We start from the raw sequence: 13,467 nt of genomic DNA, 5'->3' as shown, positions 1-13,467 counted from the left end.
GTCGATGCGCGTCGTCCTGTTCGGCTACCAGAAGTGGGGAGCGCGACTGCTGGCCGCGCTGCTGGAGTCGCGGCACGAGGTGGTGCTGACCGTCAGCCACCCCGAGGAGGGGGAGTGGGCGCCGGCGATCTTCGCCGAGTCGATGGGCGACCTCGCGCGCGAGCACGGGATTCCCGTCGTCTACCGCGAGAAGGCCGTCGACGACGAGCTCGCGGCGACGATCGAGGAGTCCGGGGCCGAGATCGGGCTGGCCTGCAACTGGCGCACGTGGATCAGCCCGGGGGTGTTCTCCGCACCCACCCGCGGCACGGTCAACACCCACGACTCGCTGCTGCCGAAGTACGCGGGCTTCTCCCCGCTCAACTGGGCGCTGATCAACGGCGAGAGCCAGGTCGGGATCACCGCGCACTGGATGGACGCCGACCTGGACCGCGGGGACATCATCGTCCAGCGCACCGTGCCGGTGACCCCGACCGACACCACCGAGGACCTGTTCCACCGCACCGTGGAGCTCTTCGGCCCGCTCTCGCTCGAAGCGTTCGACCGGATCGAGCACGGCCCGCACGACTGGCTGCGCCAGGACCCGGCGCACGCGTCGTTCTTCCACAAGCGAGCCGACCCGGACAACCGGATCCACTGGGAGCGCCCGGCGCGGGACCTCGTCAACCTCGTCCGCGCCCAGACCGGGCCGTACCCCAACGCCTGGTGCCTGCACGAGGGGCAACGGCTGCGGGTGCTCGAGGCCTCGGTGTCGCGGGAACGCTGCGGCGGGACGAACGGGCGGGTGTTCGCCCGCGAGGGCCGCGGGGTGATCGTCGTCGCGGGGCCGGAGGCGTGGCGTGGCGGGCAGCACGGCCTCGTACTGCAGCGGGTGCTCGACGCCGGGGGCACCGAGCACGTGGCGGGCGACTACTTCCGTCGGATGGGCGACTACCTGACCTGATCAGCGGGTGACCGGTGGGGCGCCCCACCGGTCACCGGCCGATCTCAGCGGTGGCCGCCGCCGTGCCCGCCGCCCTTGCCGCGGAACTTGTTGATCATGTCCTGCGCCTTCGCACGGTTCTTGGGGTCCGAGGCGTAGCGCTTTGCCTGGTCCGCGTACTTGCGGCCCTGCGGGCTGCGCAGGAACTGCTGGACCTTCTGAAAGAGACCGGGCACGACGACTCCCTGTGACGCGCGCGGGACGGTCCGTCCGCCCCGACAGCCCCACGGTATCGCCCATATCGGGCACGCCGAGGTTACTCGTCAGTAGAGCCATACACCCTACTGACCGGTAACATGAGAGGTGTACGCCACGCTGCCCATCGGCACGGGGCGTGGGAGAGTCAGGACAGAGGTCATGTTACCGACGAGTAAGCTACCGGTCGGTAGCTCAGACGTCGGTCGGACGGACGCGAGCACAGGAGGTCGCAGCAGGCCCATGAACATCGTCGTGCTGATCAAGCAGGTGCCCGACACCTGGTCGGAGCGCACGCTCTCCGACGCGGACAAGACCCTCGACCGCGCGTCGTCCGACGCCGTGCTCGACGAGATCAACGAGCGCGCCGTCGAGGAGGCGCTCAAGATCAAGGAGGCCGGCGACGCGACGATCACCGTCCTCACCGTCGGCCCGGACCGCGCCACCGACGCCATCCGCAAGGCGCTGTCGATGGGCGCCGACAAGGCCGTCCACGTCAACGACGACGCCATCCACGGCTCGGACGCGGTGACCACCGCCCGGATTCTGGCCAAGGCCATCGGCACCGTCGAGGACGTCCAGCTCGTCCTGGCCGGCAACGAGGCCACCGACGGCCGCAGCGGCGCCATGGCCGGCATGCTCGGCGAGCTGCTCGGCTGGCCGTCGCTCACCCACGCCAACGAGCTGTCCGTCGACGGCGGCACCGCGAGCATCAAGCGGGAGACCGACGAGGGCACGTGCGACGTCACCGCGTCGCTGCCCGCGGTCGTCAGCGTCGCCGAGAAGATCAACGAGCCGCGCTACCCCTCGTTCAAGGGGATCATGGCCGCGAAGAAGAAGCCGGTGAACGCGCTCGGCATCGGCGACCTCGGGCTCGACGCGGGCGAGGTCGGCCTGGCCGGCTCGCTGACCCAGGTGGACTCCTTCGCCCCGCGCCCGCCGAAGTCCGGCGGTCAGAAGGTCTCCGACGAGGGGGACGGCGGCCAGAAGATCGCCGAGTTCCTCGTGGGCCAGAAGCTCATCTGATCACCCCCGACAGCGAAGAGGAGAACCCATGGCCGAGGTCCTGGTCCTCGTCGACCACGTCGACGGGGAGATCAAGAAGAACACCTACGAGATGCTCACGGCGGCCCGCCGCCTGGGCGAGCCGTCGGCGGTCGTCGTCGGCACGCCGGGCACCGCGGCGAAGCTCGCCGAGGGCCTGGCCGCGCACGGCGCGGAGAAGGTCTACGTCGCCGAGTCCGAGGACGCGGTGAATTACCTGTCGACGCCGCAGGTCGACGCGCTGGCCACGCTGGTCGAGCGCGTCTCGCCGCCCGCGGTGCTGATCCCGGCGGGCGCCGACGGCCGCGAGGTCGCCGGGCGCCTGGCGGTGCGCACCAACTCCGGCTGGCTCAACGACATCGTCGACATCTCCGGCGACCGCGAGGCGACCCACTCGATCTTCGGTGGGGCGTTCACGGTGCAGGCCCGCGCGACCTCGGACACCGCGGTCGTCTCGTGGCGCGCCGGCTCCATCGAGATCGAGGAGCAGGCCGGGGCCGGGACGCAGGAGACCGTCGAGCTCCCGGCGATCGACGAGTCGACCTCGGCGAAGGTGTCCAACCGGGCCCCGATCGTCGGCGGGGACCGCCCGGAGCTCACCGAGGCCAACGTCGTCGTGGCCGGTGGCCGCGGCGTGGGCTCGGCGGAGAACTTCAACGTCGTCGAGACCCTCGCGGACTCGCTGCACGCCGCGGTCGGCGCCTCGCGCGCGGCGGTCGACTCCGGCTACTACCCCAACCAGTTCCAGGTGGGGCAGACCGGCAAGACCGTCTCGCCGCAGCTCTACATCGCGCTCGGCATCTCCGGGGCGATCCAGCACCGCGCGGGCATGCAGACCTCGAAGACGATCGTCGCGGTGAACAAGGACCCCGAGGCCCCGATCTTCGAGATCGCCGACTTCGGTGTCGTGGGCGACCTGTTCTCGATCAGCCCGCAGCTGACCGAGGAGGTCGCCAAGCGCAGCTCGTAGGGCGCGCCGCACCCCCCTCGGAGGGCCCCGTCGCTCGAGTGGATCGAGCGGCGGGGCCCTTCGCTCTTCTCGTCACCCCTCGGGGGGAGCCGATCGTGCACGAGGGGATTACGCTGGCCGGTCGATGACCTACCTCGACCACGCGGCGACCACGCCGATGCTGCCGGAGGCGGCGGCCACCCTCACCGAGGCGCTCGGGCGCGTCGGGAACGCGTCGTCCCTGCACTCCGCGGGCCGACGCGCTCGACGGGCGGTCGAGGAGTCCCGCGAGACGATCGCCCAGGCCGTGGGCGCGCTGCCCTCGGAGGTCGTGCTGGCCACCGGCGGCACCGAGGCCGACAACCTCGCCGTCAAGGGCCTCTACTGGGCGCGCCGCGCCGACGACCCCCGCCGCACCCGCGTCGTCGTCTCGGCCGCGGAGCACCACGCCGTGCTCGACGCCGCCGAGTGGCTGGCCGAGCACGAGGGCGCCGTCCTCCACGTGCTCGAGGTCGACGCCCAGGGCCGCGTCGACCCGGAGACGCTGCGCGCCACCCTCGCGGACCACCCCGACGAGGTCGCCGTGGTCAGCGTGATGTGGGCCAACAACGAGGTCGGCACGGTCAACGACGTGCGGGCGCTGGCCGAGGTCGCCCACGCCGCGGGCGTCCCGTTCCACACCGACGCCGTGCAGGCCGTGGGGGCCGTGCCGGTCGACTTCGCCACCAGCGGGGTCGACGCGCTGTCGCTGACCGGGCACAAGCTCGGCGGGCCGGTCGGGGTGGGCGCGCTGCTGCTGCGCCGCGACGCCGGCTGCACCCCCCTGCTGCACGGCGGCGGCCAGGAGCGCGACGTCCGTTCGGGCACCCTCGACGTCCCGGGCACCATGAGCCTCGCGACCGCCGTCCGTGCCGCCGTCGCCGACGTCGACCGCCGCACCGCCACGCTCACCGCGCTGCGCGACGACCTCGTCGCCCGCGTCGTCGCCCGGGTCCCCGACGCGCGGCTCAACGGCGTCCCGCTCGACCGCCCCGGCGAGCGCCTGCCCGGCAACGCGCACCTGTCCTTCCCCGGCTGCGAGGGCGACAGCCTGCTCATGCTGCTCGACGCCCGCGGCATCGAGTGCTCGACGGGCTCGGCCTGCACCGCCGGCGTCGCCCGCCCGAGCCACGTCCTGCTGGCCATGGGCCTCGACGAGGACCTCGCCCGCGGCTCGCTGCGCTTCTCGCTCGGCCACAACTCGACGCCCTCGGACGTCGACGCGGTCGTCGAGGCGATCGGACCGGTCGTCGAGCGGGCCCGTCGGGCGGGCCAGGCGCTGGAGCGCACGTGAGCGGGCAGGGCCCCATGAGGGTCCTGGCCGCCATGAGCGGCGGGGTCGACTCGGCCGTGGCGGCGGCGCGGCTGCGCGACGCCGGGCACGACGTCACCGGCGTGCACCTGGCGCTGTCGGCCAAGCCCGCGACGATGCGCGAGGGCGCGCGGGGCTGCTGCTCGGTGGAGGACTCCCGCGACGCCCGGCGCTGCGCCGACGTCCTCGACATCCCGTTCTACGTCTGGGACCTCGCCGCCCGGTTCCGCGAGGACGTCGTCGAGCCGTTCGTCGCCGAGTACGCCGCGGGCCGCACGCCCAACCCGTGTCTCCGCTGCAACGAGAAGATCAAGTTCTCGGCGGTGCTCGAGCGGGCGCGGGCGCTGGGGTTCGACGCCGTCGGTACCGGTCACTACGCCCGGCTCTCCGGCAGCGCCACCGGGCCCACCCGTCCGGTCCTGCGCCGGGCCGCCGACCCCGACAAGGACCAGTCCTACGTCCTCGGCGTCCTGCGCCCCGACCAGCTCGACGGGGCGCTGTTCCCGCTCGGTGACACCCCGAAGGCCGAGGTGCGCGCCGAGGCCGCCGCGCGGGGGCTCGTCGTGGCCGAGAAGCCCGACAGCCACGACATCTGTTTCATCCCCTCCGGCGACACCCGGGGCTTCCTCGCCGAGCGGATCGACGAGGCGCCGGGGGAGATGGTCGACCCGTCCGGCGCGGTCGTCGGCCACCACCGCGGCGTCCACGACTTCACCGTCGGCCAGCGCCACGGCCTCGGCATCCGCCGGCCCGCCCCCGACGGGCGCCCGCGCTACGTGCTCGGGCTGGAGCCGGTGAGCCGCACGGTGCGCGTCGGGCCCGTCGAGGACCTCGACGTGACGACGCTGTCGGGCGCCGACCCGGTGTGGCTCGTCGACCCGCCCTCCGGGCCGCTGGACTGCGTCGTACAGGTCCGCGCGCACGGGGGCACGGCGGGGGCCACCGTGCGGGTGACGGCCGACGGTGTGGACGTCGCGCTCGCGGAGCCCCTGCGCGGCGTCGCCCCCGGCCAGGCGGCGGTGTTCTACCGCCCGGACGGCGGCGGCGACGTCGTGCTCGGCAGTGCCACGATCGCCGCGACCGCCTGAGCCAGCCGGATCGCAGCGAACGCGCTGTTCGCTGCGTCTAGGCGCCCGAAGTCCCCGTTGATCACCGCGTGCGCCCGAAACGCGATAGCCGCAGGGCATGTCATCGCGGGAGTAGGATGGCTCGTGGAATGAGCACGAGCTGTGTCGGGTGCGGCCGCGGGATCCCCGCGGAGCGCGCCGAGCTGGGTTACACCTACTGCACCGCCCCGGCCTGCCAGGCCGCCCACCGCCGGGGTCCGACGGTCACCGCCGTGGCCGTCAACAAGAGCGGCGACGCCTACCGGGTCGCCGAGCCGGACGAGATCGCCGCGCGGGCCGCGGCAGGCGAGTTCGGGGCCAAGAACACCGGCCTGGGCACCGGGCACGAGGACGTCCCGCGCGTCCCGGCCCCGCGTCGGCCCCGCCCGAGGCAGGCCGCCCGGCGCGAGGCACCGACCTGGACACCCGCCCAGGAGAACGTCGTCCGGCTCTACGCCGAGATGGGCCTCTCGCCTCGGCAGATCGTCGAGCGGGCCCGCCGGAACACGCCCCGTCTGGGGATCACCGAGGCGCTCGTCGTCCGCGTCCTGTCCGCGCCCCGCCGCTAGGGTCTGCCCTCATGGGCTTCGAGGCCGAGAACATCCGCGACTGGCAGGGCAAGGCCGTCGTCGACCCCGCGGGCGGCAAGATCGGCGACCTGGAGGCGATCTACGTCGACACCGTGTCCGACGAGCCGGCGTTCGCGACGGTCACCGTCGGCATGATCGGCCGGCGGCGCCTGGCCTTCGTCCCGCTGGCCGGCGCGACGGTCTCGCCGGACCACGTGCGCGTCACCGTCGCCAAGGACCTCGCCCGGCACGCCCCGTCGATCGACACCGACGGCGAGCTCGCCGCCGAGGACGAGCCGGCGGTGTTCGAGCACTACGGCCTCCCGACGGCGACCACGGGCAGCGCCCGCCGGCTGGCCCGGCGCTGAGCGAAGTCCCCCTGCCGCCCTCACTACTTCGTCGAGAAGTGCCGGCCCCGCTACCGGGACTGCTGAGATCGTCGGGCCAGCAGCCGCCGGACCCGGGCGCGCACGCCGGCGAGGGCGGCGCCGAGGACCGTCCGTAGGGGACTCCGCGGACGCGGGGCCTGCCCGGTGCCGGCTGCCTCGTCGACGGCCGCCGCGAAACGCTCGAACAGCCGCCGCGACACGTCGCCGGCCAGCGCCCGGCCGAACTGCGCCACGCGCCCGGCGAGGTGCACGTCGGCGTCGGCCCACAGCTCGGTGCCGCCGTCGTGCGCCGGGTCGGCGGCCAGGCGGATCACGGCCTGCGTGCTCGACCCCCCGCGGTCGGCGCCCTGGGCGAGCACGCGCATTCGGCGCGCCTCCGGGTCGCGCTCGACGACCTGCGCCAGGCCCTCGAACCGCAGCGACACCGGTCCGAGGGCGACGGTCGCGCGCCCGTGGTAGCGGTCGTCGCCGAGGTCGGCGGTCATCTCCGCGCCGGGCAGGCACGCGACCAACCGCGAGACGTCCGCCAGCACCGCCCACACGTCCCTGACGGGCGACGTCAGCGCGCTGCGCACCTCGACGGTGACCGTCGGCGGGCCCGTCGGTGCCGCGATCGCCTCGCGAGCCGAGGATGTGGCGTCGCCGGCGTCCGACGCCGGCAACGCCGCATTGCTCGCGCGCCCCGCGCGCCCGACCAGCACGGGGGGCGCGGAGCCGGCGGGTGGGGGGACGCCGTCGGGGTGGGTGCGGGCGACGTCGGCGACGGCCGCGAGGATCCCTCGGTAGCCGGTACACCGGCACAGCACACCGGACATGTCCTCGGGCAGCGTCGCCTCGTCGTAGGTCCCGCCGGCGAGCAGGTCGTAGGAGCTCATCAGCACTCCGGGCGTGCAGAACCCGCACTGCAGCGCGTGGTGGTGGGCGAACGCCTGCTGCAGCGGGTGCTGGTCGTCCGCCGTGCCGAGCCCCTCCACGGTCGTCAGCGCCGCGCCCTCGCACTGCACGGCGAACAGCAGGCAGGCGCGCACGGCCTCACCGTCGAGGAGCACCGTGCACATGCCGCACACCCCGTGCTCGCACCCGACGTGGGTGCCGGTGAGCCCGAGGTGGTCGCGCAGGACGTCCGAGAGCGTCGTGCGAGGTGCGACGGTCACGGCGACGTCGCGCCCGTTGAGGGTCATCGCTACGTCGACGGTGGCGTCGGCGGCGATGTGCAGGCCGCTCATGCGTGCGCCTCCCGGCGTGCCCGCGCCAGCTCTCGCGCGGCGAGCACTCCCAGCAGCCGGGCGCGGTAGCCGCGCGACCCGTGGGCGTCGCCGTCGGTGTCGACGACCTCGGCCGCGAGGGCGTCGGTGGCGGGGCGCAGCGCGGCCTCGGTCGGGTCGTCGAGGAGCGCCGTGACGTCCCGCACCACCGGGCGGTCGGACACCCCGAACGCCGCGAGCACCGCCTCCCCGTCACGCCGGACGCGGACGGCGACCCCCGCCAGCGCGAAGTCGCCGTGACGCCGGGCGATCTCGGCGAACCCGAAGCCCTCGCCCTCCCGCGACAGGGGGAACCGCACCCCGGTGACGAGCTCGTCGGCACCGACCGCGGTCGTCATCGCACCGGTGACGAAGTCCCGCGCGTCGACCGTCCGCTCGCCGTCCGGGCCGCGGACCACCACGGTCGCCCGCAGGCACGCGGCGACGGCGGGCAGCTCGGCGGCGGGGTCGGCGTGGGCCAGGCTGCCGCAGACGGTGCCGCGGCTGCGCAGCTCGCGGTGGCCCACGAAGGGCATCGCGCGGGCGATCAGCGGAACCCCGCGAACCTCGGGCGAGCGCTCGACCCGTCGCTGGCGGACCGCGGCGCCCAGGTGCAGCTCACCCCCGGAGACGACCAGCGTGTCGAGCCCCGGCAGGCGGTTGATGTCGACGAGCGTGCCGGGCCGGCCCAGGCGCATCGCGAGCACGGGCACGAGCGACTGGCCCCCGGCGAGGACCTTGGCGTCGCCGGTGGCGAGAACCTCCACCGCCTCGTCGACGGTGTCCGGGCGGTGGTAGGCGAACGGCGCGGCCTTCACGACCAGGTCACCGCCCCGTGAACGCCGGCGCACGCTTGTCGCCGAACGCCGCCACGCCCTCGGCGAAGTCGTGGCTGGCGCGCAGCATCGCGTAGGCCTTCCGCTCGAGCTCGATGCCCGAGGAGAGGGGCGCGTCGATCCCGCGGTCGAGGACCTCCTTGGCCGTGCGCAGGGCGAGCGGCGAGAAGCCGAGCATCGTGGTCACGAGTGCCTCGGTGGCCTCGTCGAGCGCCGCGCGGTCGGGGTGCAGCTCGGCGACCACGCCCCAGTCGGCGGCCTCCTGCCCGGTGATCCGCTTCGCGGTCATGATGTGGTGCTTGGCGCGCGAGAGCCCGATCAGCCGCGACAGGCGCTGGGTGCCGCCGGAGCCGGGGATCATGCCGAGGTTCATCTCGGGGAGGGCGAAGCGGCTGCGTTCGGTGGCGAGGCGGATGTCGCAGGAGAGCGCCAGCTCGAGGCCGACGCCGAAGCAGTAGCCGTCGACGGCGACGATCACCGGCTTGGTGCTGCGCGACGGTGCCGTGACGTCGTGCCCGAGGTCGGTGAAGTCGATCGGGTCGACCTCCATGAACCCGGCGATGTCGCCACCGGAGGAGAAGTGCTCGCCGTCCGAGCGGATGACGACGACCTGCACGTCGTGGTCGCGGTCGATCTCGGCGAAGCGCTCCGCCATGAGCGCGCGCATCTCCCACGTGATCACGGTGTAGCGCCCGTGGGAGAGCGTGACGTCCGCGACCCGCCCGTCGTGCGACCGCTCGAGCCGGACCTCGCCGCCGGTCAGTGCCATGGGTGTCGATGCCTTCCGTCGTCGGTACGTGCGTGATCTTCCGAGCTATAGCTCGGAAGATCACGCACGTAGGAGGTCGTGGATCACCGAGCCGTGCACCGGCAGGGAGTCGATCGCGACGCCGGCCGGGGCGAGGGCGTCGGCGACGGCGTTGGCGTACGCCACCGGGAAGCTCATCGAACTGCCCTCGCCGCAGCCCTTGGCGCCCAGCGGCGTCAGCGGGGAAGGCGACGACACGTGGTCGGAGACCAGGTCGAAGGCGGTCTCCGCGCTGGTCGGGCACAGGTAGTCCAGGAACGTCGCCGAGGTCGGCTGTCCGGCCGGGGAGTATCGGAACTCCTCGAACGCCGCACCGCCGAGCCCGTGCACCAGCGCCCCGAGCACCTGGCCCTCGAGCAGCACGGGGTCGAGCACCGTACCCGCGTCGTGCACGCTCGCGACGCGGTCGAGGGTGATCTCGAGGGTGTCCGGGTCGATGCGCACCCCGACCATCTCGGCGACGAACCCGTAGCACAGCGACGAGTTGATCCGGTCCTCCGCGGTGGCGGCCACGGACTCGGGCGGCACGAACTCGCCCTCGGTGGCCAGGCGCAGGGGCGCACCGTCCGGCAGGGCGCCCGGGTCCCAGTGCACCACCCCGGCCGCGTGGCGGAAGAGGCACGACGCCCCGGACGACGGGTCACGGACCGTCCCGTCGGCGAGCTCCAGGCCACCCGGGTCGACGCCGAGCAGGACCGCCGCCCCGGCCCTCACCGTCTCCGCCAGCCGGTCGCAGGCCGCGACCACCGCGCTGGTGACCAGCGGTGCGAAGCGCGAGGAATAGCTGCCGGAGGTCACGGTCCAGGGCGTTGTGGCGGTGTCCATGTCCACCAGCGCCCGCACCTGCCCGACCGGCAGCCCGAGTCGCGCGGCCGCGACCCGCCGGGCGACGGTCGCGTGCCCCTGACCCTGCGGGACCGAGCCCAGCGCCACCGTCACCACGCCCTGCACGTCGACCGACGCGCGCACGATCTCGGTGGACCCGGACTTGTCCCGCCCCGGCTTGCGCTCCGACGCCGGCGTCGCCAGCCCGACATAGCCGATGTTGGTGCCCGACGGGTCGACGACGAGCGCGAGCCCGACCCCGTAGTACGCCCCCTCGGCCCGGGCGCTCTGCTGCCGGTGGCGCAGCACCTCGTAGCCGCCCTTCACGAGCAGCAGGTCGAGCGCCCGCGCGTAGTCGCCGGAGTCGTAGAGCCCGCCGGTCGGTGTGCGGTGCGGGAAGGAGCGCACGAGGTTGCGGCGGCGGACCTCGGCGACGTCGAGCCCGACGCGGTCGGCGACGGCGTCCATGAGCCGTTCCAGGCCGAAATAGAGCTGCTGGCCGCCGAAGCCGCGGTTCAGGCCGGTCGGGGCGCGGTTGGTGACGGCGGCGCGGGCGCGGATCGCCACGGCGGGGACGTCGTAGGCGCCGGTGATGTTGCCGAAGCAGCGGTAGAGCGTGCTGGGCTCGGGCGGGCGCAGGTAGGCACCGACGTCGTCGACGAGGTCGACGCGCAGGGCCTCGACCGCGCCGTCGGCCGATACCGCCGCGGTGAACCCCATCACCCGCCCGGCGCCCGACGAGCTGGCGAGCAGGTGCTCGACGCGGTCCTCGGTCCAGCGCACGGGCCGCCCCGCGTGCCGCGAGGCGAGCGCCATGAGCACGACGTAGGGGTAGATTCCCGACTTGATACCGAAGCTGCCGCCGATGTCGGCCGGGACGTGCAGCCGGAACCGCGAGACGGGCACGCCGAGCGCCCCGGCCGCGACCGGCACCATCGTGAACGGCCCGTGGAAGTTCGCCCACGCCTCGACACCGGGTCCGTCGGAGCCCTGGGTCCAGTGCGCCACGACCCCGTAGCACTCCATCGGCACCGACGAGTAGCGCGGGAACGTGTACTCGCCGCGCACGACGTGGGCGGCCCGAGCGAACGCCCCGTCGACGTCGCCGAAGGAGAACGTGCGGTCGGTGGCGACGTTGGTGCCGGCGTCGGGGTGCAGCTGCGGCGCGTGGTCCTCGAGGGCCCGGCGGGTGTCGACGACGACGTCGAGCGGCTCGTAGTCGACCTCGACCAGCTCGGCGGCGTCCTCGGCGACGTAGCGGTCGCTCGCGACGACCACGGCCACGGGCTCGCCGACGTAGCGCGCGGTGTCCGTGGCCGACGGGAGGTAGGGCATCGGCGCCGCCGTCGAGAGCGGGAACGGGCGCACCGCGGCCCGCACCTCGTCGGGACCGATCACCGCCGCCACGCCCGGGTGCGCGCGGGCCCGCTCGAGGTCGACCGCGCGGATTCGCGCGTGCGGGTGCGGGCTGCGCACCACCGCGGCCGTCAGCGTGCCGGGCAGGGGATCGAGGTCGTCGACGAACCGACCGGCGCCGGCCACGAGCGCCGCGTCCTCGTCCCGCGCCGGCGTCCAGCTCACCGGGCCCCCTCCGCGGTGTCGGCCAGTGGCTCGTAGTCGCCGGCGACGAGCACGCGACGCAGGGTCTTGCCGACCGCGGACCGGGGCACGGCATCGACCGCGATGACCCGCTTCGGGCGGCGCAGGGAGGGCAGGGCCTCACGGCCCCACTCGTCGGTCGCGGCCACGGCCTCGTCGGGCGGCACCCCGACCGCGGGGACGACGAACGCCGTCACCGCCTGGCCCCATCGCTCGTCGGGGAGCCCGACCACCACGGCGTCGACGACCGCCGGGCAGCGCACGAGAGCGGCCTCGATCTCGTCCGGGTAGACGTTCTCGCCGCCTGTGTTGATCATGTCGTCGACACGGCCGGCCACCCACAGGTCGCCGTCGTCGTCGGTCACGGCGAGATCGCCGGTGAAGTACCAGCCGTCGCGCACCGCCTTCGCGGTGGCGTCGGGACGCATCCAGTAGCCGGCGAACGCCTCGGGGCTCGTCATCGACACGACGACCTGGCCCTGCTCGCCGGGCGCGACCTCGTCGTGCGGGGAGGCGCCGGGCGACGGGTCGACGAGCCGGACGCGACTGAACAGCCCGGCGCGCCCCGCGCAGCCCGGCTTCGCCGCGACGTCAGGGCCGATCGTGAAGGTGTAGACCTCGGTGGAGCCGAAGTGGTTGACGAACGCCTCCGGCGCCACGGCCTCGACCAGCCTCTCGGCCAGGGCCGGCGCCATCGGCGCACCCGCGTAGGCGAGCCGTCGCACCCCGGCGAGCCGTGCCGGGTCGGCCTCGCGCAGCAGCGACCAGTACATCGTCGGCACGAGGTAGAGCGACGTGACGCCCTCGCCGACGATCAGCTCGGTGGCCTCGGCCGCATCGAACCGCGCCTGCGGCACCCAGGTCCCGCCGGCCAGCACGGTGGCGAGCAACGTCCGCACACCCATCGTGTGGAAGAGCGGCATCACGCCCAGGACGACGTCGCCGGGGCGCTGGCCGGTCTGCACGAGGTGTGCGACGGCCGCGGCGTGCTCGGCGGCGTGGGTGCGCGGGACACCCTTGGGCCGCCCCGTGGTGCCGGAGGTGAACAGCATGACGCTGACGTCGGGCGGGCCGGGCGGGTCGGGCGGCGGGGTGTCCTGCTGGTCGCGGGCGCGGCGCTCGACGTCGGCGAGGTCGAGGTGGGCGACCGGCCGGATGCGCTCGTCCCCGAGCGCCGCGACCACCGTCTCGGCAGTGGCGGGTTCGCTGACCACGAGCGCGGGGGCGGCGTCGACCAGGCAGTGCGCCAGTTCGGGTGGTCCGAAGCGTGGGGACAGGGGCGTCGCGACCGCGCCGAGGCGCTGGGCCGCGACGTGCAGCGACGCCGCCGGCTCGCCGCCGTTGAGCACGAGCGCGACGCGGTCGCCGCGGCGGACGCCCAGGTCGACCAGGGCGTGGGCGAGGCGGGCGGTGCGGGCGTCCCACGCGGCGAACGTCATCGGGTGCGGGCCGCCGACGGCGCGCCGCGCGGGGTGCCGCTCGACCGTCCACGCCCAGGCCGTCGCCAGGTCCATGGGCGCCGCCTCCCGATCATGATACGCTGCATACCGTCTGCTTCGGACGGTATGGC

At 74.3% G+C, this 13,467-nt stretch carries 13 protein-coding genes; 7 read left to right on the top strand and 6 right to left on the bottom strand.

The features are described from left to right. Positions 1-4 precede the first annotated feature (4 nt). Entirely contained in the window at positions 5-943 is a 939-nt protein-coding gene (locus tag C8D89_RS02575) for a methionyl-tRNA formyltransferase (RefSeq protein ID WP_116706465.1), read from the top strand. A 44-nt stretch (positions 944-987) separates the two neighbouring features. On the opposite strand, the gene C8D89_RS28990 is transcribed toward C8D89_RS02575, so the two are convergent. Then, positions 988-1,158: a hypothetical protein gene (locus C8D89_RS28990; protein ID WP_165825511.1), complete on the bottom strand. Its 171-nt coding sequence runs from the start codon at positions 1,156-1,158 to the stop codon at positions 988-990. 262 nt (positions 1,159-1,420) lie between these two features. Between C8D89_RS28990 and C8D89_RS02570 the strand changes: the two genes are divergently transcribed. The 6 genes from C8D89_RS02570 to C8D89_RS02545 all read left to right on the top strand — a co-directional run bounded on the left by C8D89_RS02570 (position 1,421) and on the right by C8D89_RS02545 (position 6,564). Beyond that, positions 1,421-2,203 carry an electron transfer flavoprotein subunit beta/FixA family protein gene (locus C8D89_RS02570; RefSeq protein WP_116706464.1) on the top strand — a complete coding sequence of 261 codons (783 nt, stop codon included), beginning with the start codon at positions 1,421-1,423 and terminating at the stop codon, positions 2,201-2,203. A 28-nt stretch (positions 2,204-2,231) separates the two neighbouring features. Beyond that, a complete protein-coding gene (locus C8D89_RS02565; RefSeq protein ID WP_116706463.1) occupies positions 2,232-3,191 on the top strand; it encodes an electron transfer flavoprotein subunit alpha/FixB family protein in 960 nt (319 codons plus the stop codon). A gap of 124 nt (positions 3,192-3,315) precedes the next feature. Continuing rightward, positions 3,316-4,503, top strand: a complete 1,188-nt coding sequence (locus C8D89_RS02560; protein WP_116706462.1) for a cysteine desulfurase family protein — start codon at positions 3,316-3,318, stop codon at positions 4,501-4,503. A gap of 14 nt (positions 4,504-4,517) precedes the next feature. Next, positions 4,518-5,609: a tRNA 2-thiouridine(34) synthase MnmA gene (gene mnmA / locus C8D89_RS02555; RefSeq protein ID WP_116706461.1), complete on the top strand. Its 1,092-nt coding sequence runs from the start codon at positions 4,518-4,520 to the stop codon at positions 5,607-5,609. Positions 5,610-5,737: 128 nt separating this feature from the next. Then, the gene (locus tag C8D89_RS02550; protein WP_116706460.1) at positions 5,738-6,196 is read left to right on the top strand and encodes a hypothetical protein; all 459 of its coding nucleotides are present in this window, start codon (positions 5,738-5,740) and stop codon (positions 6,194-6,196) included. A gap of 11 nt (positions 6,197-6,207) precedes the next feature. Beyond that, positions 6,208-6,564 (top strand): PRC-barrel domain-containing protein, encoded by a 357-nt coding sequence (locus C8D89_RS02545; RefSeq protein ID WP_116706459.1) that lies wholly within the window; start codon positions 6,208-6,210, stop codon positions 6,562-6,564. A 50-nt stretch (positions 6,565-6,614) separates the two neighbouring features. On the opposite strand, the gene C8D89_RS02540 is transcribed toward C8D89_RS02545, so the two are convergent. The 5 genes from C8D89_RS02540 to C8D89_RS02520 are packed head-to-tail and all read right to left on the bottom strand — an operon-like array spanning position 6,615 to position 13,411. Next, complete coding sequence (locus C8D89_RS02540) at positions 6,615-7,811, bottom strand: xanthine dehydrogenase family Fe-S subunit (protein ID WP_116706458.1); 1,197 nt, start codon at positions 7,809-7,811, stop codon at positions 6,615-6,617. Further along, positions 7,808-8,647, bottom strand: coding sequence for an FAD binding domain-containing protein (locus tag C8D89_RS02535; RefSeq protein WP_116706878.1), 840 nt, complete (start codon positions 8,645-8,647; stop codon positions 7,808-7,810). The genes C8D89_RS02540 and C8D89_RS02535 overlap by 4 nt, the downstream gene beginning before the upstream one ends. A gap of 7 nt (positions 8,648-8,654) precedes the next feature. Beyond that, complete coding sequence (locus C8D89_RS02530; RefSeq protein WP_116706457.1) at positions 8,655-9,434, bottom strand: enoyl-CoA hydratase/isomerase family protein; 780 nt, start codon at positions 9,432-9,434, stop codon at positions 8,655-8,657. Between the two features lie 60 nt (positions 9,435-9,494). Then, positions 9,495-11,879 carry a xanthine dehydrogenase family protein molybdopterin-binding subunit gene (locus C8D89_RS02525; protein WP_116706456.1) on the bottom strand — a complete coding sequence of 795 codons (2,385 nt, stop codon included), beginning with the start codon at positions 11,877-11,879 and terminating at the stop codon, positions 9,495-9,497. Next, positions 11,876-13,411 carry a class I adenylate-forming enzyme family protein gene (locus C8D89_RS02520; protein ID WP_116706455.1) on the bottom strand — a complete coding sequence of 512 codons (1,536 nt, stop codon included), beginning with the start codon at positions 13,409-13,411 and terminating at the stop codon, positions 11,876-11,878. The genes C8D89_RS02525 and C8D89_RS02520 overlap by 4 nt, the downstream gene beginning before the upstream one ends. Positions 13,412-13,467: the final 56 nt, after the last annotated feature.

Origin of the sequence: Actinomycetospora cinnamomea (assembly GCF_003096675.1) — a bacterium.
GTDB classification, from domain to species: Bacteria; Actinomycetota; Actinomycetes; order Mycobacteriales; family Pseudonocardiaceae; genus Actinomycetospora; species Actinomycetospora cinnamomea.
Note: the sequence above shows the minus strand (reverse complement) of the source record. Positions and strands in the feature narration are given on the sequence as shown.

Coding starts and splice junctions, on each gene's coding strand:
- C8D89_RS02575 (WP_116706465.1), top strand. CDS start 5: ATGCGCGTCGTCCTGTTCGGCTACCAGAAGTGGGGAGCGCGACTGCTG.
- C8D89_RS02570 (WP_116706464.1), top strand. CDS start 1,421: ATGAACATCGTCGTGCTGATCAAGCAGGTGCCCGACACCTGGTCGGAG.
- C8D89_RS02565 (WP_116706463.1), top strand. CDS start 2,232: ATGGCCGAGGTCCTGGTCCTCGTCGACCACGTCGACGGGGAGATCAAG.
- C8D89_RS02560 (WP_116706462.1), top strand. CDS start 3,316: ATGACCTACCTCGACCACGCGGCGACCACGCCGATGCTGCCGGAGGCG.
- mnmA (WP_116706461.1), top strand. CDS start 4,518: ATGAGGGTCCTGGCCGCCATGAGCGGCGGGGTCGACTCGGCCGTGGCG.
- C8D89_RS02550 (WP_116706460.1), top strand. CDS start 5,738: ATGAGCACGAGCTGTGTCGGGTGCGGCCGCGGGATCCCCGCGGAGCGC.
- C8D89_RS02545 (WP_116706459.1), top strand. CDS start 6,208: ATGGGCTTCGAGGCCGAGAACATCCGCGACTGGCAGGGCAAGGCCGTC.
- C8D89_RS02540 (WP_116706458.1), bottom strand. CDS start 7,811: ATGAGCGGCCTGCACATCGCCGCCGACGCCACCGTCGACGTAGCGATG.
- C8D89_RS02530 (WP_116706457.1), bottom strand. CDS start 9,434: ATGGCACTGACCGGCGGCGAGGTCCGGCTCGAGCGGTCGCACGACGGG.
- C8D89_RS02520 (WP_116706455.1), bottom strand. CDS start 13,411: ATGGACCTGGCGACGGCCTGGGCGTGGACGGTCGAGCGGCACCCCGCG.